The organism is Pseudomonas sp. AL10, from assembly GCF_029960685.1.
GTDB classification, from domain to species: domain Bacteria; phylum Pseudomonadota; class Gammaproteobacteria; order Pseudomonadales; family Pseudomonadaceae; genus Aquipseudomonas; species Aquipseudomonas lactis.
Map to the genome: position 1 here is coordinate 1 of NZ_JASBQZ010000062.1, position 21,896 is coordinate 21,896.

Here is a 21,896-nt window from a genome sequence, read left to right on the forward strand (position 1 = left end):
GTTTTGCTTACTTTTGCGCTTTTCAAAAGTGAGCCGCTGTCAGAGCGGAACCCTAGGTGGCCGTTACCGCAGGAATGGATATGCACACAATTCAACTGTGTTGACTGCCAGGCCGCCTTCGCAGGCAAGCCAGCTCCCACAGTTTGACCGTGGGGTGTCAGGTAGATGGAGATCAGCTGTCAGGCCGTCATTGCAGGCAAGCCAGCTCCCACAGGTAATCAATGATGTTCTGGCGGGCGAGTTACCGCCTGCCCGAGCGCGTACTCACATCCACCCACACCGCCAGCACCAAAATGCTGCCCTTGACGATCATCTGCCAGTAGCTGTCCACATCGAGCATCGACATGCCGTTGTCCAGGCTGGTAATCACCAGCGCCCCCAGCAACGCGCCATACACCGTGCCCGACCCACCGCGCATCGAAGTGCCGCCAATAAAGCACGCGGCGATGGCGTCGAGTTCGCCCATGTTGCCCGCCGACGGCGAACCCGCCGCCAGCCTCGCGGTATTGACCAGGCCGGCCAGCGCGCACATCACGCCCATGATGCCGAAGATCCACAGTTTCACCGCTTGCACATTGATGCCCGACAGCCGCGTGGCCTCCATATTGCTGCCCACCGCATACACCCGGCGGCCGAACACGGTCTGGTGCGTGACATAGCTGAACACCCCCAGCAGCGCCAGCAACAGCAGCACCGGCACGGGGATGCCGTCGTAGCGGTTGAGGGTGGTGACAAAGCCTGCGAGCACCGCGCCAATCAGCACCACGCGCAGTGCATCGCGCAGCCGTGAATGCGCGGCCAACCCATGCAGCGCACGGTTGCGCCGTTGTTTCCAGGTGAGGAACAGTGTCAGGGCAAACAACAATACGCCAAGCCCGATGCCGACGTTGTGGGGCAAATACCCCTGGCCCACATACACCAGCGACGGCGACACCGGCGCAATGGTGGTGCCGCCGGTAATCCCCAGCAGAATCCCGCGAAACGCCAACATTCCGCCCAGGCCGACGATGAACGAGGGGATGCGCAGGTAAGCGGTCATGTAGCCGTTGGCCAAGCCGATCATCAAGCCGCACAGCGCCACCAGGCTCAGGTTGGCCAATAGCGGCACGTAATAGACCACATCCAGAATCGCCGCCAGCCCGCCCAACAGCCCGAGCAACGAGCCCACCGACAAGTCGATCTCGCCGCTGATAATCACCAGCACCATGCCGCACGCCAATATCCCGGTGATCGACATCTGCCGCAGCAGGTTGGAGAGGTTGCGCGGGGTGAGAAAACCACCCTCGGTCTGCCAACTGAAAAACAACCAGATGAACGCCACGGCGATCACCAGCGCGAGCATTTTGTAGCGGGTAAATAGGTGTTTGACCTGATTCATCTACGCGGTCTTCCGATTGTTATTGTTTTGGCTGAGCGCGGCGGCGAGCACCTGTTCCTGGGTAAGCCCTTCGTTGATGAAATCACCCCGCAACTGGCCGTCGCCAATCACCAGCACGCGGTTGGACACGCCGAGCACTTCGGCCAATTCCGAGGAGACCATGATGATCGACACGCCTTCGGCCGCCAGTGCGCCCATCAGTTTGTAGATCTCATACTTGGCGCCCACGTCCACGCCACGCGTGGGTTCGTCGAGGATCAGCACCTTGGGCTTGGCCATCAGCATTTTCGCCAACACGGCCTTTTGCTGGTTGCCGCCTGAGAGGCTGGTGATCGGCAGCGACGGGCTGGCGGTCTTGAGGTGCATGCGGCTGATTTGCTGGTCGATGCTGCCCAGTTCGGCTTCGGCGTTGATGCGGGTCAGGTGCGCGTAGGTGTCGAGCACCGCCAGGGTGATGTTCTGGCCCACGCCGAGGTCGGGGATGATGCCTTGGCGCTTGCGGTCTTCGGGCACCATGCACAGCCCGGCGCGGATCGACTTGAGCGGCGTGCGTGTGTCGATCACCTGGCCATCCAGCCACACCTCGGCGCTGTAGCGGCCGGGGTAAGCGCCAAACAGCGCCGACACCAGCTCTGTGCGCCCGGCGCCCACCAAACCGGCGATGCCGAGGATTTCGCCGCGCCTGAGCACGAAGGAGATGTCGTCGACGCGCTTGCGCTTGGGGTTGTCGACGTCGTAGCAGGTGACGTTACGCGCCTCGAAGATCACCTCGCCCACGTCATGGGGCTCGGTGGGGTAGAGGTTGCTCATTTCGCGGCCGACCATCTGCGTGATGATCCGGGGGATGTCCATGTCTGCCATGGCAGTGGTCGCGATGTGCTTGCCGTCGCGAATCACTGCAATGGTGTCGCACACCGCCGCCACTTCATCGAGCTTGTGGGAGATGTACACGCAGGCCACGCCCTTGGCCTTGAGGCCCCGGATGATGTCCAGCAGCACCTCGATTTCGCCACGGGTGAGGGCCGAGGAGGGCTCGTCGAGGATCAACAGGCGAGCCTGTTTGTTCAGGGCCTTGGCGATCTCCACCAACTGCTGGTAGCCGCCGCCATACTGCGACACCGGCAGCGCCACATTCATGTCCGGTACCTTGAGTTCACGCATCAAGGCTTCGGCGCGGTGCAGCATCGCCGGGTAGTTCATGCGCCCACCGGGCAGGGTCAGTTCGTGGCCCATGAAAATGTTCTCGGCCACCGACAGGTCGGGCATCAGGGTCAGCTCCTGGTGAATGATGACAATGCCGGCCGCCTCGGTTTCGCGGATGGACTGGGCCTTGAGCGGCTGCCCCTCCCAGAGGATTTCCCCCTCCCAGGTGCCGTGGGGGTACACCGCCGAGAGCACCTTCATCAAGGTGGATTTCCCCGCACCGTTTTCGCCGCACAGCCCGACGCACTCGCCGGGCCGTACCTTGATGTCGATGCCGTTGAGGGCGTTGACACCACCGAAGCTTTTGACGATGCCGTTCATTTGCAGCAGGTAATGCGACATGGCAATGGCTCACACAAAAGGCCGACGAAACACCGTCACTGTAGGAGCGAGCTTGCTCGCGAAAAAACCCCAGGCGACACGGGCTGCCTGCCAGCACCTACAGGCCGATCTGCTCTTTGGTATAGAAGCCGTCTTTCTCCAACACATCGATGTTGGCTTTGGTCAACGGCGTCGGCGTGAGCAAGATGGTGTCGACCTGCTTGCTGCCATTGTCATATTGCGAGCTATAGGTAGGCTTTTCACTGCGCGCCAGTTGTACCGAAAGCTTGGCCGCTTCGGTGGCGATCAGCTTGAGCGGTTTGTACACGGTCATGGTCTGGGTGCCATCGATCACGCGCTTGATCGCCGCCAGGTCGGCGTCCTGGCCGGAGATCGGCACCTTGCCCGCCAGCTTCTGCGCAGCCAGGGCCTGGATCGCACCGCCGGCGGTGGCGTCGTTGGAGGCGACAATAGCGTCGATCTTGTTGTCGTTACGGGTCAGGGCGTTTTCGACGATGCTCAAGGCTTCGGTAGGGTTCCATTCCTTGACCCATTGCTGGCCGACGATCTTGATATCACCTTTGTCGATGGCGGGTTGCAGCACCTTCATCTGACCTTCGCGTAGTACCTTGGCGTTGTTGTCCGTCGGCGCACCGCCCAGCAGGAAGTAGTTGCCCTTGGGCGCCGCTTGCAACACGCCGCTTGCCTGCATCTCGCCGACTTTTTCGTTATCGAAGGAAATGTAGGCGTCGATATCGGCATTGAGGATCAGGCGATCATAGGACACTACCTTGATCCCGGCCTTCTTGGCTTCGGCCACTGCGTTGGTCAGCACCGTGGCGTTGAACGGCACAATCACGATCACATCGACGCCACGGGAGATGAGGTTTTCGATCTGGGCAATCTGCTTCTGCTCGTTGGCATCGGCAGACTGCACGAACACCTTGGCGTCGAGCTTTTCTGCGGCGGCGACAAAGTAATCACGGTCGCGGGACCAGCGCTCCAGGCGCAGGTCGTCGATGGAAAAACCGATTTTCGGGTGTGCAGGGTCGGCCATTACCGGCAGGGCGAACAGCGCCAGGGCTGCGGCGAGCAGGGCAGGTTTGAATGACTTCATGGCGGTGCGTCCTTTTATTGTTGTTGGAAAGACACAGCGTGGTGCGGGTTGAACTGTAGAGCGTCACTCGACGCTCTGTGCAGAGATTTGTCGTGCAAATGTCACCGATAGATAAACCGATTCACAACGCCTTCAAGCATCTCCTGGCGCCCACTCACCGCCTTTGGGTCCAGCTCGTTGGCAAAGGCATGTTCAGCCAATGACTCCAGGCTGAACTCACCGGCCAACACCGCCTGGCCCAATGGCTGCTGCCAGCCGGCATAACGCTGCTCCTTGAACTGCTGCAAGCGGTCGTCCTGCACCATCGCCGCCGCACGCTCCAACGCCAGGGCCAGCACATCCATGGCGGCGACATGCCCGTGGAACAGGTCTACCTCGTCGAGGCTCTGGCGGCGCACCTTGGAATCGAAGTTATAGCCGCCGTTCTTGAACCCACCGGCCTTGAGGATTTCATAGGTGGCCAGGGTCATTTCCTCGACGCTGTTGGGGAACTGGTCGGTGTCCCAACCGTTCTGCGGGTCGCCGCGGTTGGCGTCGATGCTGCCGAAGATCCCCAACGACACGGCGGTGGCGATCTCATGATGAAAACTGTGCCCGGCCAGCGTCGCGTGGTTGGCCTCGATGTTCACTTTGATCTCGTGTTCCAGGCCGTACTCATGCAGGAAGCCGAACACGGTGGCGCTGTCGTAATCGTATTGGTGCTTGGTCGGCTCCTGGGGCTTGGGCTCGATCAACAGGTCACCCTTGAAGCCGATCTTGTGCTTGTGTTCCACCACCATGCGCATAAAACGCCCGAGCTGTTCGCGCTCGCGCTTGAGGTCAGTGTTGAGCAAGGTTTCATACCCTTCACGGCCACCCCACAGCACGTAGTTGGCGCCCTTGAGCCGCAGCGTGGCATTCATCGCGCTGAACACCTGGGCGGCGGCGAAGGCGAACACCTCTGGGTCCGGGTTGCTCGCGGCCCCGGCGGCAAAGCGCGGGTTACTGAAGCAATTGGCAGTGCCCCATAGCAGCTTGATGCCGGCCTGTTCCTGATGGCGCTCCAGGTGGTCGACCATCTGCGCAAAGTGGTTGCGGTACTCCTTAAGCGAGCTGCCTTCGGGCGCCACATCGGTGTCGTGAAAGCTGTAGTAGTCGATGCCCAGCTTGGAAAAAAACTCAAACGCCGCCTCGGCCTTGCCGATGGCCACCTCCATCGGATCGCCACTGCGCTGCCACGGACGTTTGAACGTCCCCATCCCAAACATATCCGCCCCCGGCCACACAAAGGTATGCCAGTAACAGGCCGCCATGCGCAGGTGCTCCCGCATGGGCTTGCCGAGGATCAGTTTGTTGGCGTCGTAGTGACGAAACGCGAGGGCAGAGGTGCTGGCAGGGCCTTCGAAGCGCACCTTCTCGACACCGGGGAAGTACGGCATGGGGTTTTCCTTATTGTTCTGGGCGGTGTCTGGATACTAGCAATGGCGCCTGGGCGGCTGATTATGAAAATCACCAAAGGGGAGTGCGATTTTGAGTGAGGGGCTGAGAACGGCTGAGGGAGTACAGGATTTACGGAAACGTCTGACTTTACGGTGGGGAAGTGCCTCTTCAAGGTTTGGTGTGCCACTGACTTGCTCCTGCTCGTTTACCTCGGAAGGCGTTACGCGTCAGTTTTCTTATCGAGACGAGCAGGGAGGTACGGCCAAAAAACATGGATAAGAGGCAAAAAAATGAGCGTAGGTCATTTCATTGGACTGGGTGACAAGACCACCTGCGGCGGGGAAGTGCTGGACGGTGATAAGAGAGTCAACATACATGGCCTTTTTCATGCGTGCGAAGGTGACCGAGTCACCTGTGGCAAGGATGGGCAAACTTATAAGATCGTCGGTGGCATTTCCCACATAAACAGCCATGGCCGGCTTATGGCCGGCACTTTGGATAGTTACAGCGACTGTCCCTGTAAAGCCGAGCTGATTCCTTCGGTGTACTCAGCCACCTATGAAAACCAACATGCAGAACCGCCCATTAACCTGCGAGTAGCTCAACCAAACGCATCATCTGTAAATCGAAACACTGTAGCGCCACGTCATTCTGGTTTCGTGCCGTCCGGTCATGTTGGATCAATGGCATCCAATGGTGTGCAAGGTCAGGAGCCAGGTTTTTATATCGTGCCCAAAAGCATGACCCGCGAGGCGCTGGAAGCCACACTTTTTCCGACGCTCGACCCGGCTGTGATGCGCAAGTTTCAAGCACTGAACCCGAATACGAATCACGTCAAAGCCGGTTCGATGATCGTGCTCAGCGATCCGAACAACACCTCCTGCACGTATCAAGAAGCGCAGCTGATGCAGGCTGCACAACACGTCAGTGCATCTCTGGATTCGCTGACGCCGGACGAGGCTGACTTTCTCTATCGCCACGGTGCCGAGATCGCTGGCTTTATCGGCCATACCTCCACCTGGCTCGGCGTCAGCGCAGTGGTGATGGAAAAGCACTTGAGCAACCTGCGCGAGACGCTCCAGGCCATGGAACGCCTGCATCAGGACAGCTATCGGCAGCACGGGCACCTTCGGTCACCGCAGTTTTTTGCTGATCGCCAGCGGTTGATGAACCAGTTGGATGCTCATCTGCTCAACTCCACCCGCCTGCGAGGACAAACAACGCTGGGCGATCACCCCAAGTTGAAAACGGCCCTTGGAATTTCCAGTCGCAGCTTGGTGCATCACTGGGACAAGGCGGGTGGGCCGGGGCAGATTCCGGGGTACGCCGCGCATGTGGAAGCGGTCAGCCGTGCCACGAAGTATATGAAGGCAGGTGGTTATATCGGTATAGGCCTTGGCGGTGTGTCTTCGTTGTTGGCTATACAGCAGGTGTGTAACGGGAATTCTGGTGCTGCGTGTGAGAAGGTTAAATTTACTGAAGGAGGGAAATTCGCTGGGTCTACTGCTATAGGTGTTGCAAGCGGATTGGCAGCGAGCTATGCCAGTACTGCGGTGTGCGTAGCGCTAGGCGTCACAACAGGGATCGGTGGTGTTATCTGTGTCGCTGCTGTTGTAGGCACTGGCGCCTGGGTGGGTACGACGTACGGTGGTAAAACGGGTGAGTACATAGGTGAAAAAATTTACGAGGCCAGGCAACCATGACCAGTATTGACACTTGGCCTCCCTGGATCGCAATCACCGTTACAGGGGGCCCGATTTTACTTGCCGCTGCTGGCATTATTTTTAGTCTTTACCTTAGCCGTCGATACTTGGACGCTATAAAGGATGCGCTAAAAAACAGTCGTTTTATTTATATCTGGGGAACAAGCCTGGGAAAGAGGGGGGTAATCTGGTCGCTTCTGGAAATATCAAAAATTGCCGGAATGGTGACGTTGCCGAAGGCGTCTATTCGCATCGGAGAACTGGACCCAGGCGATCTTGAAAATTTCCCCCCTCGTCTAAAACGTCTGTTGACCATCAATATGATGATGTTGATCGGTTCCGTATTTTGGGCAGCAGTTGCAGCCATATTGGTGGAATTTAGGTAAGTTGAGCGGGCCTCATCCGAGGCCCGCTATCCTGATCAGTCAAACCTCTGCGTACTCATCTGCACCGACCGGCCCCAGGACAAAAACAATGAAAACCCTACCGCCCGTTCACCGCATCGCCTTGCTGTTCAACGGCAGCAAAATCTACGACCGCGGCATCATCGCCGGCATTGGCAATTACCTGAGCAGCACCCGTGCATCCTGGGATCTGTTCCTGGAAGAAGACTTCCTGTGCCGCCTGCGCGGTATCGAGCGTTGGCAGGGCGATGGGATCATTGCTGACTTCGATGACCCGCTGATCGGCGAGGCGCTGGCCGGTAGTCGGCTTCCAGTGGTGGCGGTGGGGGGCTCTTATGAGGACGTCAGCAAGTACCCCAAGGGCATTCCCTATGTGGCCACCGATAACCATGCCCTGATGAAGCTGGCCTACGAGCATCTGGTGGAGGCGGGGTTGACGCGGTTTGCCTGTTTCAGCCTGCCCGAAGCCCAGGCCAATCGGTGGGCTCAGGAGCGTGAGAAAGCTTTTCGCCGCTTGATGCAGCGCGATGGCTTGCAGGTAGAGGTGTATCGCGGCCTGGGCACCAGTGCGCCGTTGTGGGACAGCGCGGTGGAGCAGCAGATTGCCTGGCTGCACAGCTTGCCCAAGCCTATCGGCATTATCGCGGTGACCGATGCCCGCGCCCGGCAATTGCTGCAAGCCTGCCTGACGGCGGGCATTGCGGTGCCGGAGGAAGTGGCGTTGATCGGTATCGACAACGACCCGCTGACCCGTACCCTCACGCGGGTGCCGCTCAGTTCGGTGATCCAGGGCACGGAGACCATGGGCCGTACCGCTGCGGCGCTGTTGCATCAGATGCTGCACGGCAAACCCTGCACGGGCACGCAGGTGCTGGTGCCGCCGGACGCCATCAACGTACAAGCCTCCAGCCTGCATCAGCCCCTGGGCAACCCTTACGTGATGCAGGCCTTGTTGTTTATCCGCCAGTACGCCTGCCAGGGCATCAAGACCGATCAGGTCGCGGCTTATGTCGGTATTTCCCGCTCGTCCCTGGAAGCGCATTTTCGCAAAGCCCGCGGCTGCAGCGTGCATGATGAGATTTTGCGCTTCAAACTCGCTGCCGCCGCCAAGGGCCTGGAAAACAACAGCCTTGCTATCGCCGACATTGCCGCACGCTGCGGCTTCACCTCTGCGCAGTACCTGCATACGGTGTTTCGCCGCGAATTTGGCTGTACGCCGCGTCAGTATCAGCAGGGCGCGAGCTAGAACACCGCTTTGACTTGCAAGCCCAGCACCAGCGCATTGTCGATGTTCTCCCCGGAAAACGCCCCCGGCTCGATGATGTATTGCACATCCGGGCGCAAGGTCAGCCAAGGCGTGGCCTGGTAGCCATAACTGAGTTCGATCAACTGTTCAGCCGTGTTCAGGTCGGGGTAGGCCGCGCCAGCGTTGAACGCTGCCAGCTCCTGCACATCGCGGCTGCGCGGGTTGGGCACCGCACGGCCATAGCCCAGGGCGACGGTATCGCGCGGGCGACCTTCGAACGGCTTGTATAGCACGACGCCCGCGCCATACCACTTGGTGAACGGCGAGGCCGCTTGGCTGGCGGCAGAGTACTGGCCGAAGGCGTGCAGGCTGCGGCCTTGGGATGATGGGGAGGCCCACACAGCCTGGTCGATCAAGAGGTAGTGACCGCCACGCCCGCTGACGTCCTTGTTGCTGCCAATGCGTTTTACATCGGAACTGTCGTAGTAATACCCGAGCTTGTATTCACCGGGCAGTGCGCCCGCGTACTTGTAGATCAGCTCGATGGGCACCACGGTGCCGGTGGTGTGCTTGGGCCCCAGGTGCCAGGCACGGCTGGCGTTGCCGTTGCTGGACGGGTCGACATTGAATGCCGCCACGCGCAGTTGCCAGTTGGGCGAAAAGTCGTATTTCACCCGGGCACCGAGGTGCGCATTCGGGTAGTTGGCCCAGCCACTGCCGCCGGACATGTTCAGCGGATGCCCGCAGAACCCGGCGTTCATGAAGTTGCACAGGATGCCGCTGTCCAGGCCGCCGAGGTCATTGCCCATGGCCATATAGCCGAGCTTGACGTTCAGCGCTGGCGTGAACAGGGTGCGCTCGTAACTCAGCTCGGTGAGGCGCGTGTAGAGGCCGCCGTAGTTTTCCTGGATCGGCAGGCGGTTGCCCACCAGGTCATCGGAGGCGCTGTTGCCGCGTCGGTCGTTGATGGTCAGCTGGATGCGGTCGCCGTTGGTGAAGCCGTAGAGCTTGCCCAGGTCGAACTGCACGCCGAGCTTGATATTTTGCGAATAGCGCGCCGAACGGTGCTGGCCGCCGTGGGCGTTGTAGGCGGTCTCGCCGCTGTAGTCACCGGTAAAGCGCACACCTTGCGCGTCGAGTTCGCGGCGCAGGCCGCCCCAGTCGCCGGTCAGGGTGGTGTCGTCGGCTTGAACGGGCAGGGCGGCCGCAAAAGCCAGGCCCAGCGCCAGGCGCCAGGCGGTATGAGGAGTTGGGGTCATGGGGGATCTTTCCAAACACAAAGCGCGGTGCCGGAGCACCGCGCGAACAGAGGGCGGTTACGGCAGGGCGTAGGCGATCACGTAGTCGCCACGGTCGGTGGACTGGCGTGCGCCGCCGGCGGTGACGACGATGTATTGCTTGCCGGTTTTGGGCGACACGTAGGTCATCGGCCCACCCTGGCTGCCGACGGGCAGGCGGGCTTTCCAGATTTCATCGCCATTGCCGCTGTTGAAGGCGCGCAGGTAGAAGTCCTGGGTGCCGGCAATAAAGATCAGGCCACCTTGGGTGGACAGCGTACCACCGAGCGTCGGCAGGCCCACCTTGATCGGCAGGTGCATGCGGATACCCAGCGGGCCGGTGTCTTCAACGGTGCCCACCGGTACTTGCCAGGCGACCTTTTGCGTCTTCATATCGATGGCGGTCAAGGTACCGAACGGCGGCGCCTGGCACGGAATGCCGGCCACCGACAGGAAGCGGTTTTTGTTCACCGCATACGGCGTGCCCTTGAGCGGCACGGCGCCCATACCGGTGTTCAGCGCTTCACCACCGGAAGAGGCCTGGGCCTTGTTCTGCGACGGCACCATCTGGATCCACAGGCCCAGGCGCATGTCATTGACGAAGATAAAACCGTGCACCGGGTCGGTGGAAATGCTGCCCCAGTTCATGCCGCCCAGGGAACCCGGGAAACTCAGGGATTTATCGGTGCCTGGTGCGGTGTACAGGCCGTCGTAGCGCATGCCCTTGAAGTCGATGCGGCACAGCAACTGGTCATACGGCGTCGCGCCCCACATGTCCGACTCGGTCAGGGTTTGCGCGCCGATCTGCGGCATGCCCACGGATTTCGGCTGGGTGAGGGAATAGGGCTCGTTGGGAATGTTCGCGGCTTTGACCGGCACTTCCTGCACGTCCGTCAGCGGCTTGCCGGTGGCGCGGTCGAGCACATAGATCTGCCCGGCCTTGGTGCCGATGACCACGGCCGGTACGGCTTTGTCGCTGCCTGGCGGGGTGAAGTCGATCAGGCTTGGCTGCATTGGCAGGTCGAAGTCCCAGAGGTCGTTGTGGACTGTCTGGTAGACCCACTTCTCGGCACCGGTGGAGGCGTCGAGGGCCAGCACCGAAGCGCCGTATTTGTGGTTGAGTTGGGTGCGTTCCACGCCGTAGATATCGGTGGATGAGCTGCCCATCGGCAGGAAGACCGTGTTCATCAGTGGGTCGTAAGACATCGGCGCCCAGCTGTTCGGGGTGCTGCGCACGTAGGTGGCGTCGCCCGTCGGGGCCTGCTTGTCTTCAGGGTTGCCTGGGTCGAACGCCCAGCGCATTTGGCCGGTGATCACGTCAAAGCCACGGATCACGCCACCGGGCATATCGGTCTGCACGTTGTCTGCCACGCGACCGCCGACTACGACGGTGGTGCCGGCCATCAGCGGCGCCGAGGACAGTTGGTAGTAGCTGTCCGGCACATTGCCCAGGCCGGCCTTGAGGTCCACCTGACCGTGGGTGCCGAAGTCTTCGCAGAACTTGCCGGTGTCGGCGTCTACGGCGATCAGGCGTGCATCAATGGTGTTGGTCAGCAGGCGACGCTGGCACTGCGCACCGGCAGGCACGCTGGCGGTAAGGATCGGCGAGCTGTTGGGCTGGGTCGGCTGGGCAATCGGCGCGCTGGCGTCGAAATACGCCATGCCCCGGCAACGCTGCCACACTGCCGATTTGGCGTTGACTTCGTTCTTCCACAGTTCTTTGCCGGTGTCGGCATCCAACGCGATCAGGTTGTTGTGCGGGGTGCAGATAAACACTTTGTTGCCAATCTGCAGGGGCGTCAGTTGGTCTTCGGCACCGTTGCCGTCGCTGATGGCCACGTCGCCGGTGTGGTAGGTCCAGGCGACTTTGAGCTTGTCGATGTTGTCGCGGTTGATCTGGTCCAGCGCGGCGAAACGGCTGCCTCCTTCGGTATTCCCGTAGTGGGCCCAGTCTTTCTGCGCATCGGCCGCAGCCACCGGGGTAATGCCCGGGCCTGCACCGGTGGGCGCAACGCTTGGGTGCGCGACAAACATATTGCCCGCTGCCACCGCCACGCCCAGCGCCAACACGGCGGCGACGCCATAGGCACCCCGCGCCGGTTTGCCGGCCAGCAACGGATACACCAGCGCGACCACCACGCCAATCACCGCAAACATGAACAGTCGCGAGAACAGCGGCCAGTATTCCAGGCCCACGTCGGCCACCGCCCACACGGCGGTAGCCACCAGGAACGCGGCGAACAACCAGGCGCCGGCCGGCTTGCCGCGGGCAATCAGCAGCCCGGAAATGGCCATGACCACGCCGCCCAGCAGGAAGTACCAGGAACCTCCCAGGCTCACCAGTTTGGCGCCGCCGACGGCAAGCGCAAGGCCGAGCAGGGCGATGACGACGCCCAGGCCCAGGAGTAAGAATCTAGAGACGCCAGCGGCGCGCGATGCTCGTTTCATGTCGAATGGACTCGAGTGAGAGAGGGCAAAGACGCGATTTTAGCAAGATAAGTAACTGGTTAGTACATTTGAGTCCTGCAATAGACTGTTGCAGGTACTGCGATGATGGCCAGGGCCGCTGCTACCCTGTGGCGAGGGAGCTTGCTCCCGCTGGGGCGCGAAGCGGCCCCGCTCTTTGTTTAAAAGAAGGGGCCTGCTACGCAGTCCAGAGGGAGCAAGCTCCCTCGCCACGGTCCAGCGCCGCCTGTTAAGGCATCAGAACTTGAAGCGGCCCACCAGCCCATTGAGCTGGCCGGAAATATCAGTCAGCCGCCCTGAACCGGTCTGCGCTGAATGCGCAAAACCTTCCACCAACTGCGCGTCGGCGTGGATCTGCGCGATATGCCGGTTGATCTCTTCGGCCACCTGATGCTGCTCTTCGGCGGCGGTGGCGATCTGGGTGTTCTGGTCGCGAATCGAGTCCACCGAACCACGGATCTTGTCGAAGCTATCGCGGGCCTGCTGGATGCGCGCAACGCTGGTGTTGGACACCAGCAAGCTGCCTTGCATCTGCTGGGTGACTTCCTGAGTGCGGCGGGCGAGGTTGCCCAGCAGGCTGTCGATTTCGCCGGTGGAGTCGGCGGTGCGACGCGCCAGGGCGCGCACTTCGTCGGCCACCACCGCAAAGCCGCGGCCCTGGTCGCCAGCGCGGGCGGCTTCGATCGCGGCGTTGAGCGCCAGCAGGTTGGTCTGTTCGGCAATCGAACGGATGGTGTCGAGGATGGTGTTGATGTTCTGGCTGTCTTGCTCAAGCAACTGCATGGTCTGTGTGGATTTTTGCAGGTCTTCGCTGAGCTTGAGCACGCTGCCGGTGGCTTCGCCGATGTTCTGCTGGCCGGTGTGCACGTCGCGATAGCCCTCATCGGCACTCGTGGCGGCGGCGCTGCATGAACGCGCGACTTCGTTGGCGGTGGCGACCATCTCGTTGAACGCGGTGCTCACCAGTTCCACGGCTTCGCGCTGGCGGCCGGCGGCCTGGTTCATATTGTTGGCCACGGCGCTGGTGTCGGCGGCGGCGGTTTGCAGGTCTGAGGAGGCGTTGCCGATGCGCTGCACCAGTTGCGCGATCATGCTCAGGAACTGGTTGAACCAGCCGGCGAGGCTCGCGGTTTCGTCCTTGCCTTGCACCTTGAGCTGGCGCGTGAGGTCGCCTTCACCTTCGGCGATTTCCTGCAGGCCGTCGGCCACGCCGCGAATCGGGCGCACGATCACACGGGCAAAACTGGCGCCGACGATGGCGAACACCACGGCCAGTACGGCGGCAATCGCCGCGATCAACCACGTCAGGCGCGTGGCGCCGGCCATCACTTCGTCACGCTTGATCAGGCCGATAAAGCGCCAGCCCAGGTCTTTGGAACTGACCACGTTGGCCATGTAGGCCACGCCATCGATGTTCACCTCGGTCACGCCATCGCCGTGCTTGGCCAGTTCGGCGTAGTTCGCGCCCAGGCCCGCCAGGGGCTTGAAGTTGTGCGTGGCATCGCTGGGGTCCACCAGCACATTGCCGTCGGCTTCCACCAGCATCAGATAGCCGCTGTCGCCCAGCTTGATGGTGCGCACCAGCTCGGTCAGTTGCTTGAGCGACACGTCAAGGCCAACCACCCCAAGGACATTGCCCGTGGCATCCGCGACGGTGCGCACGGTGCCGATCAGCACCACATCGTCCGGGGCCCAGTAGTAGGCGCCTGTGCGCACGGTCTTGCCTGGCGCTGCGATGGCAGCCTGGTACCAGGGGCGGGTGCGGGGGTCGTATTGCGTCAGTTTGGCATCGTCCGGCCAGCTGGCGTAGCCGCCATCGCTCAGGCCCAGGGACAGGTAGGCGGTGCTGGGGTGGCTTTTGGCGAACTGATCGAAAATCGCCAGCAGTTCTGTATTGGTCGGCGTCAGCGGGATTTGCGCGGCATCGGCGCCGGCGTAGTTCTTGAGGTGCTTGGCCGCGATCACACGCGGGTCCTTGGCGACGAAGTCGACATTCTGGCTGATGCCGTCGAAAAACTGTTGCATGCCATTGTCGATCTGGCGGATCTCGCGGCCGCTGCTGTCGAGGAAGTTGGCCAGCGCACCCTCGCGCAGATTAAGCACCACGATAATGGCGACCAGGATGACCGGCACGCACGCGATGGCCGCAAACGCCCATGTCAGCTTCTGCTTGATATTCATGACTTCACCCGCGGGTATTTATAGTTTTGGCAAGGGGAGAAAAATTAGTGCTGCGTGTCGCAGGCGTTTTTGTGAGAGGCGAGGCCATGCGTACCCTCGGTATATCGGCCGAGGGCGCAGGCACTTGAGCAAGGGTAATCAGGCGATCGGGTCACCGACCAGGGCATCGCGGCGCATCGACTGCAAGTTCTTCTCGATGGTCTCGCAGATGCTTTCCATCTGGATCTGGTGTTCGCTGGAATTGAACGGGCTTTGCAGGTCGGTGCCGATGCGTTCGATGGCCAGCAGCATGAAGCCCACAACGGTGGAGGCCAGCGGCGTGAACCAGCCAAGGGATTCCACCAGGCCCACCGGCACGATCAGGCAGAACAGCGAAATGAACAGCCGTGGGAAATACACGTAAGGGTAGGGCAGTGGCGTGTTGGCAATCCGCTCCATGCCGCCCTGGGCGTTAGAGAGGTCCACCAGGGTCGACTCCAACCGCGCCAGGCGAATGCTGTCCAGGCGCCCGGCCTGGTATTCGCGCGCCAGCAACGAGGCCGAGCCGGTGAGGATGTCATTGGCGAAGTTATTGGTGGCGCCGTTGCGGGCAAATTCTTCTGCGGGGATAAAAGCTCGCACTTCCTCCGGGCACGGCTGGCCCTTGAGGTGCGCAGCCAGGCAATTGACGTAAGCCACGTGACGGCGCAACAGCGTCGACTTCACCGGGTTCACCTCACCGGGTGCGTCATCGAGCAGGGTCAACACTTGCCGGGCAAAACTGCGCGAGTTGTTGACCATCGCGCCCCACAGCGTGCGTGCTTCCCACCAGCGGTTGTAGGCGCTGCTGTTGCGAAAACTGATCAGCACCACCAGGGCCGAGCCGAGCAAGGTCAGGGGCATCAGCGGCAAATTGATCTTGGCGGTGAGAAACAGCATGAAGTCCACCGTCACTGCCACATCCCACAACAACAGCCAGAACAACGCCCAGCCCACATAGCCCATGGTCTTGATGATCAGGCGGTATTTCTTCAGTAGGGCAGCTTTCAAACGAGAACCTCTCGGCGGGCGGTTGGCAACAATTCCCTGTTACGACGTCGCTGAGAGGGGAAGGTTCGCAGCGTGCTGAATCGATTAGTCCTCTAACCGCCAGGCGGAGGGAATGTAACCAAAGGTTGCACGCAACTGTGTGCCACGGGCATTTGACTGTGGAACAACTTTGGTACTGATGACGTCTTGTCCGGCAATCGCTGTACATTGCGTTCGAGGCGAAAAGCCATTAATGGCAGGATTATTGAAGTGATTTGTTTTGGAGCCGGGCTGCAGGGATTTCGTAGCTGAGATCAGTGGCATCAAGTTGGATGATCAGGGCTCTTTCATGCGTGTCAGTTCGTTGAAGTTGGCTATGTGTAATACCGCGCAAGCGCTCGAACGTCATAAGGATTTTGAATCGTGCATGAGAGCGCATTACCACGTGCTGCTCGTGCCCTATTCGAGACGACCGTTTTTCTACAAGAGTGCCCTTAAATACAGCCGCTTGATGGTGTCGTTTGCATTATTGAGCCAATACTTTTCCACACCGCTGCCGTTGTTGGCAGAAGTTAAAGCCTTGTGCGTAACGCGCAAGTATTGTTCGAAAAACAGCCTGGAATCGATCTTTTTGCTGTTCCAGGCCCTGGGTTTCATGGAGGTTGCGCCGCACCCCGAAGACAGTCGCTTCAGGGTGTACGCACCCTCGGATGAAGCCTGCCGCGAAGCGCGGTTGATGCTCACCGCCCTCACGGAGTCGTTGGCGCTGCTCTATCCCGAAAGGGAAGTGTTCCGGCAGATGCGCGACTTGGATGACCGCGAGTTCCTGGCGCTCTACTTCAAGGGTTTTGCCATGATTCTCGCGGCCGAGTTGACGGTGGATGTCTTGCTGCCCGAATGTTATTGGCTGGTGAAGCGCGACGCCGGCCATCTGTTGATGCTGGCGATCTACAACGACGCCTTTGCCCCCGAGAACGACCGCGCCACCTTCCGGTCGTCTTCCTACCTGGCCTTGGCCAAGCAACTTTCCGTGTCCAAGACCCACATTATCCGTATGGTGCAGGAGGGGGTTGAAAAGGGTTATTTCAAAGCCCACTCCAAAACCCGTCTGGAAGTTCTGCCACCCTTTGCCAGCCTGGTAAAGCGGTTCATGGCCTTTTCATTTGCGATGGGCCTGCATGCTATTGAGATGGGAGCGTAAGGATGCCTGCTAACTTGAAGTTGCGGCCCAGAATGCGCAGTTTGTTGTCACCTGCGGTGGTCCAAGCCGAATGGGTAGGGATTATTGCCTGGGTCGGCATGCTCCTGATTCCGCCGGCCCTGAAGTTGGACCTTTATATGTTGGCCGTCACGGTCGGCCTGCTGATTGTTTGCCGGGTACATGCCACCACCGCGAACTTTCTGCTCTGGCGAGTGCTGGGGGTCATCTATATGGTGTTGTTGTCCGTCGGCTTCGCCTATCTGATTCATTTGAACGAAGATTTGCGTATCTACGGCTTGCCGTTGGCCGTGACCCTGGTGGTGGGCAGTGCGATCTTGTTTATCAGTGTCCAGGATTATCTGGCCGATGCGCTATTGATCTGGCTGATCCTGTGGCCGCCCATGCAGGCGGATATATACGCCGGCACCGAGGTGTATTTGCTGCTGTTCTGCGCGGCGTCGGTGTCCATCGGGTTTATCTTGAGTTATTCCTACTTGAAGAACCTGCGTTCGGTATTGCTGGTGGAAAGCGAGTTTCGCGCCTTGGCCGAGACCGACTACCTGACGTCCATCCTCAACCGGCGCGCCTTTATGCAGAGCTTCGAGAAGTTGCTCGGTGGGGAGCAGGGCGGCTACTTCATCATGTTGGATATCGACAGTTTCAAAGAAAAAAACGACCTGTATGGCCACGACGTGGGGGACAAGATTCTGCGCGCCATGGCGCTGTGCCTGAAAAACGCCAAGGGCAGCCACAGCTTTGGACGGATCGGCGGGGAAGAGTTCGGCGTGTTATTGCAGGGCGACGATGTGGAGGTGGCCTGTGATTATGCCCTGGACTTGTTGCAGGCGATCCGCAGCAGCGTGCCTGCGCCCCACCATTACACCTGCAGTGCGGGGATGGCGCGTTTTTCGCCAGGCGACGAGTTGTCGGCCGTACTCAAGATGGCGGACAAGAACCTGTACGGCGCCAAGCGCAATGGCAAGGACTGTGTGCACCTGGACGGCGCATTGCTACAGGCGGTCTTGTCCTGACGCGTGCCGTCTAGTGCTGTGACAGAACGCTCGCCAGCAACCCAGGGAAGCGGCTTTCCAGCTCGTCACGGCGCAACGAGTTCATATGGGTGGTGCCCACATTGCGCGTGTGCACCAGGCCGGCATCGCGCAATACCCGGAAGTGATGGGACATGCTGGACTTGGGCCGCCCTCCGTCCAGTTCGCCACAGGTGGCCTCTGGCACGTTGGCCAGGTAGCGCACGATGTCTAGGCGCACGGGGTCGCTCAAGGCGTACAGCACACGCTCAAGCGTCAATTCTTGCGGGGTAGGGTGTTTGAAGGCTCGCATGGGGCGGATCATAACAGGGGGGTAGCGTTCAATACCATAGTTCGATTACCATCGAACTATCGAATCACCCACCCCTTCCTGGAGTTCTCAATGTCGGCTTTGTTCGAACCGTTCAAACTCAAAGATGTGACCTTGCGCAATCGCATTGCTATCCCCCCGATGTGCCAATACATGGCCGACGACGGCATGGTCAACGACTGGCACCATGTCCACCTGGCCGGCATGGCCCGTGGCGGTGCCGGCCTGCTGGTGGTCGAGGCCACCGCGGTCGCCCCTGAAGGACGCATCACCCCAGGCTGCGCTGGGATCTGGAGCGACGCCCACGCCCAGGCATTCGTGCCCATGGTCAAAGCCATCAAGGCCGCAGGTTCGGTGCCGGGCATCCAGATTGCCCACGCCGGTCGCAAAGCCAGTGCCAATCGCCCCTGGGAAGGTGATGACCACATCCCGGCCTCTGATTCTCGCAGTTGGGAAACCATCGCCCCGTCTGCTATCGCGTTCGGTGCCAACCTGCCCAACGTACCGCGTGCCATGACCCTGGAAGACATCGCCCGCGTGCAGCAGGACTTCGTCGACGCGGCTCGTCGTGCTCGCGATGCCGGCTTTGAATGGATCGAGCTGCACTTCGCCCACGGCTACCTGGGCCAGAGCTTTTTCTCCGAACACTCCAACCAGCGTACCGATGCCTACGGTGGCAGCTTCGACAACCGCAGCCGCTTCCTCCTCGAAACCCTGGCTGCGGTGCGTGAAGTCTGGCCAGAAAACCTGCCGCTCACCGCTCGGTTCGGCGTGATCGAATACGACGGCCGTGATGAGCAGACCCTCACAGAGTCCATTGAACTGGCCCGCCGTTTCAAGGACGGTGGCCTGGACCTGCTGAGCGTCAGCGTCGGCTTTACCATTCCTGACACCAACATTCCTTGGGGCCCGGCCTTCATGGGCCCGATTGCTGAGCGTGTACGCCGTGAAGCCGGTATTTCGGTGACCTCGGCCTGGGGCTTCGGCACGCCGCAACTGGCACAAGGCGCGTTGCAGGCCGGGCACCTGGACCTGGTTTCGGTAGGTCGCGCACATTTGGCCGACCCGCATTGGGCCTACTTTGCCGCCAAGGAGCTGGGCGTAGACAAGTCCTCCTGGACCTTGCCGGCGCCTTACGCGCATTGGCTGGAACGCTATCGCTGAGGTACGCCTGCGCGTTGCATGAGCCACTCGATTGAGTGGCTTTTTTTCGCCTGTTGTTTTTCCCGAACCTGCGCGGCGAAAAATAACGAATGAGAACCGATATCAAACGAGAATGCCGTGATATATGATGCGCGGCGAATTCTTGGCAGGTTTGCCGTCCCATCTGGCTCATTCACTAGGTTCCACACCCATGCGTCGTACCCTGATTTCCATCTGTGTGCTCCAGGCGTTTTCCCCCTTCGCGTGGGCAGAGCAGGTGCCTGCCGAGAATGCCAGTATTGAGCTGCAAGCGACCAATGTCACCGCCACTGCGGACCTTGAGTCGGCCCAAGGCCCCGTGCAGGGCTACCACGCCACACGCTCAGCCAGTGCGACGCGCACCGACACCGCCATTCATGAAACTCCACAGTCCATCAGCGTAGTGTCCAAGGACGTGGTCGAAGACCTCGGTGCAACGCGCCTGCAGGATGCCCTCGATTACGCGGGCGGGGTGGGCCGTGCCAACAATTTTGGCGGCCAGGGCCTGACCACCTTTACCGTGCGCGGCTTCACCACCGGTGAGTTCTACCGCAACGGTTTCCCGATCAACCGCGGTTATCCGAACATGCCGGACGCCAACACCATCGAGCGTCTGGAAGTGCTGCGCGGCCCCGCGACCATGCTCTACGGCCGTGGCGATCCAGGCGGTACCTTCAACGTGGTGTCCAAGCAGCCGCTGGCTGAACGTACCGTCACCCTGGGCAGCCAGCTCAATGACCAGGGCATGAAGCGCGGCACCCTGGATGCCTCCGGCCCGCTGGATGAAGAAGGCCGCCTGGCCTATCGCCTGAACGTGGTGGGCGAGGGCGGCGACACCTTCCGCGATCACGTCGAGACGGAACGCTACGGCGTGACGCCGGTGATCACCTGGCAGGCCACCGATGACACCAAGGTGACCTTCGAAGGCGATTTCATGCGCAACAACCACCCGCTGGACCGCGGCCTGACGCGTTTCCCCAACCAGCGTGGCACGCCATCCCGTGACACTTTCTGGGGCGACAAGGACGCTGGCAAGCTGCACAACGACAACAACATGGCGCAGTTGCGTTTCGAGCATGCACTGAGCGACAACTGGACCCTGGGCGGCGGTTTCCAGTGGTTGGACGGCAGTTTGAAAGGCAATGCCATCGAAGCCAACGGGCCGGGCAGCCTGGGCGCCGATGGCCGCACCCTGCAACGCAACTTCAACTATCGCAAGCTGGAATGGACCGACAAGGATTACCAGCTCAACTTGACCGGGCATTTCTCCACTGGCGGCTTCGATCACACGCTGCTCACCGGTATCGAGTACGAGGATTACGACTACAAATCGATCATCCAGCGTTCAAGCGCCGTTGCGGGTACTTACCCGATCGATATCTTTGATCCGGTGTACGGTCAAACCCGTCCGGCGCTGACCCGTACGCCGACCCATGATAAAGAGAACCTCAAGACCTACGCCGCTTTCGTGCAGGACCAGGTTGCCCTCACTGAGCGTTTGAAAGTACTGGCCGGTGCGCGCTTTGAGCGTTTCGAGCACGATTACCAGAACTATGTAGGTAAAAGCTGGCAGGCCGCGGACAACGCCGTCACCCCGCGTGTGGGTGTGATCTACGACCTCACCGACACCGTCGCGGTGTATGCCGATGCCGCGCGTTCGTTCAAGCCCAACACCGGTGCTAGCCGCGAAGGTGTTAGTTTTGCGCCGGAGAAAGGCAAATCCTACGAGATGGGCATTAAATGGGAAGCGCTTGACCGCCAACTGAGCATCGACGCCGCTATCTACCAGATCGAAAAGAAAAACGTGCTGGCTGTCGACCCGGCTGATACCACCAACACCTTCAACGTCGCAGCTGGCCAGGTGCGCAGTCGCGGGTTCGACCTCAACGTGGCAGGCAACCTCACACCCGAATGGCGCGTGATCGGCGGCTACGCCTATGTGGATGCCGAAGTTACTCGCGACACCACCCTGCGCTCCGGCACTCGCTTGATGAACATCCCGCGCAACAGCTTCAGCCTGCTCAACGTCTACGAGTTCCAGGACGGCGCGCTCAAAGGCCTGGGCCTGGGCGTCGGCGGCAAGTACGTCGACCAGCGCGCCGGCCAGACTGCTAACACGGCATTCTCCATGGACGCTTATACCGTGGTCGACTTGCTCGGCTACTACAAGGTCAATGAGCGGGTGCGTCTGAACCTGGATGTGAAGAACCTGTTCAACCGCGAGTATGAAGAGGGCGCGTTCGGCAATATCTACGCCTACCCCGGTGCACCGCGTACCGTGCAGGTGGGCATCGCCTATACCCTATGATGAACAACTGCGATATGTGGGAGCTGGCTTGCCTGCGATGACCATAGGTATCTACACAACTTAGTGGACTGTAGCAGCGGACGGTAACCACGATGCGAAGCGAGTCGCTCTTGATCTGCTTTT

At 60.5% G+C, this 21,896-nt stretch carries 16 protein-coding genes; 7 read left to right on the forward strand and 9 right to left on the reverse strand.

Annotation, left to right across the window (positions count from 1 at the left end; translation table 11 throughout):
• Positions 1-241: 241 nt before the first annotated feature.
• From QK296_RS27490 to xylA, 4 genes are all read right to left on the reverse strand, one after another.
• Positions 242-1,378 carry a sugar ABC transporter permease gene (locus tag QK296_RS27490; protein WP_094775272.1) on the reverse strand — a complete coding sequence of 379 codons (1,137 nt, stop codon included), beginning with the start codon at positions 1,376-1,378 and terminating at the stop codon, positions 242-244.
• Entirely contained in the window at positions 1,379-2,923 is a 1,545-nt protein-coding gene (xylG, locus tag QK296_RS27495; protein WP_094775273.1) for a D-xylose ABC transporter ATP-binding protein, read from the reverse strand. It lies immediately after the preceding gene.
• 97 nt (positions 2,924-3,020) lie between these two features.
• Complete coding sequence (gene xylF, locus QK296_RS27500; RefSeq protein ID WP_169855232.1) at positions 3,021-4,019, reverse strand: D-xylose ABC transporter substrate-binding protein; 999 nt, start codon at positions 4,017-4,019, stop codon at positions 3,021-3,023.
• A gap of 101 nt (positions 4,020-4,120) precedes the next feature.
• Positions 4,121-5,437: a xylose isomerase gene (xylA, locus tag QK296_RS27505; RefSeq protein WP_169855233.1), complete on the reverse strand. Its 1,317-nt coding sequence runs from the start codon at positions 5,435-5,437 to the stop codon at positions 4,121-4,123.
• 291 nt (positions 5,438-5,728) lie between these two features.
• Here xylA and QK296_RS27510 point away from each other — a divergent pair, with 291 nt between their 5' ends.
• From QK296_RS27510 to QK296_RS27520, 3 genes are all read left to right on the forward strand, one after another.
• Positions 5,729-7,141, forward strand: coding sequence for a PAAR domain-containing protein (locus tag QK296_RS27510; protein WP_169855234.1), 1,413 nt, complete (start codon positions 5,729-5,731; stop codon positions 7,139-7,141).
• Positions 7,138-7,527, forward strand: coding sequence for a hypothetical protein (locus QK296_RS27515; RefSeq protein WP_169855235.1), 390 nt, complete (start codon positions 7,138-7,140; stop codon positions 7,525-7,527). Before QK296_RS27510 ends, QK296_RS27515 begins: the two co-directional genes overlap by 4 nt.
• Positions 7,528-7,615: 88 nt before the next feature.
• A complete protein-coding gene (locus QK296_RS27520) occupies positions 7,616-8,791 on the forward strand; it encodes a XylR family transcriptional regulator (protein WP_169855236.1) in 1,176 nt (391 codons plus the stop codon).
• Here QK296_RS27520 and QK296_RS27525 read toward each other — a convergent pair.
• From QK296_RS27525 to QK296_RS27540, 4 genes are all read right to left on the reverse strand, one after another.
• A complete protein-coding gene (locus tag QK296_RS27525; RefSeq protein ID WP_169855237.1) occupies positions 8,788-10,050 on the reverse strand; it encodes a carbohydrate porin in 1,263 nt (420 codons plus the stop codon). The genes QK296_RS27520 and QK296_RS27525 overlap by 4 nt on opposite strands.
• 57 nt (positions 10,051-10,107) lie before the next feature.
• Positions 10,108-12,516 carry a glucose/quinate/shikimate family membrane-bound PQQ-dependent dehydrogenase gene (locus QK296_RS27530; RefSeq protein ID WP_003190540.1) on the reverse strand — a complete coding sequence of 803 codons (2,409 nt, stop codon included), beginning with the start codon at positions 12,514-12,516 and terminating at the stop codon, positions 10,108-10,110.
• Between the two features lie 255 nt (positions 12,517-12,771).
• A complete protein-coding gene (locus QK296_RS27535) occupies positions 12,772-14,715 on the reverse strand; it encodes a methyl-accepting chemotaxis protein (RefSeq protein WP_282392101.1) in 1,944 nt (647 codons plus the stop codon).
• Between the two features lie 138 nt (positions 14,716-14,853).
• A complete protein-coding gene (locus QK296_RS27540; protein ID WP_003190542.1) occupies positions 14,854-15,744 on the reverse strand; it encodes a bestrophin family ion channel in 891 nt (296 codons plus the stop codon).
• A gap of 259 nt (positions 15,745-16,003) precedes the next feature.
• Between QK296_RS27540 and QK296_RS27545 the strand changes: the two genes are divergently transcribed.
• Together QK296_RS27545 and QK296_RS27550 are read left to right on the forward strand one after the other, a co-directional pair.
• On the forward strand, positions 16,004-16,924 hold the full coding sequence (locus QK296_RS27545; protein ID WP_032900547.1) for a hypothetical protein: 921 nt from the start codon (positions 16,004-16,006) through the stop codon (positions 16,922-16,924).
• Between the two features lie 2 nt (positions 16,925-16,926).
• Entirely contained in the window at positions 16,927-17,955 is a 1,029-nt protein-coding gene (locus QK296_RS27550; protein WP_169855240.1) for a GGDEF domain-containing protein, read from the forward strand.
• Between the two features lie 10 nt (positions 17,956-17,965).
• Here QK296_RS27550 and QK296_RS27555 read toward each other — a convergent pair whose 3' ends face one another.
• A complete protein-coding gene (locus tag QK296_RS27555; protein ID WP_003190545.1) occupies positions 17,966-18,265 on the reverse strand; it encodes a helix-turn-helix domain-containing protein in 300 nt (99 codons plus the stop codon).
• A 90-nt stretch (positions 18,266-18,355) separates the two neighbouring features.
• Between QK296_RS27555 and QK296_RS27560 the strand changes: the two genes are divergently transcribed.
• Both QK296_RS27560 and QK296_RS27565 read left to right on the forward strand, forming a co-directional pair.
• Positions 18,356-19,447 carry an NADH:flavin oxidoreductase/NADH oxidase gene (locus tag QK296_RS27560; protein ID WP_282392110.1) on the forward strand — a complete coding sequence of 364 codons (1,092 nt, stop codon included), beginning with the start codon at positions 18,356-18,358 and terminating at the stop codon, positions 19,445-19,447.
• 190 nt (positions 19,448-19,637) lie between these two features.
• Positions 19,638-21,773 (forward strand): TonB-dependent receptor, encoded by a 2,136-nt coding sequence (locus QK296_RS27565; RefSeq protein WP_169855241.1) that lies wholly within the window; start codon positions 19,638-19,640, stop codon positions 21,771-21,773.
• Positions 21,774-21,896: the final 123 nt, after the last annotated feature.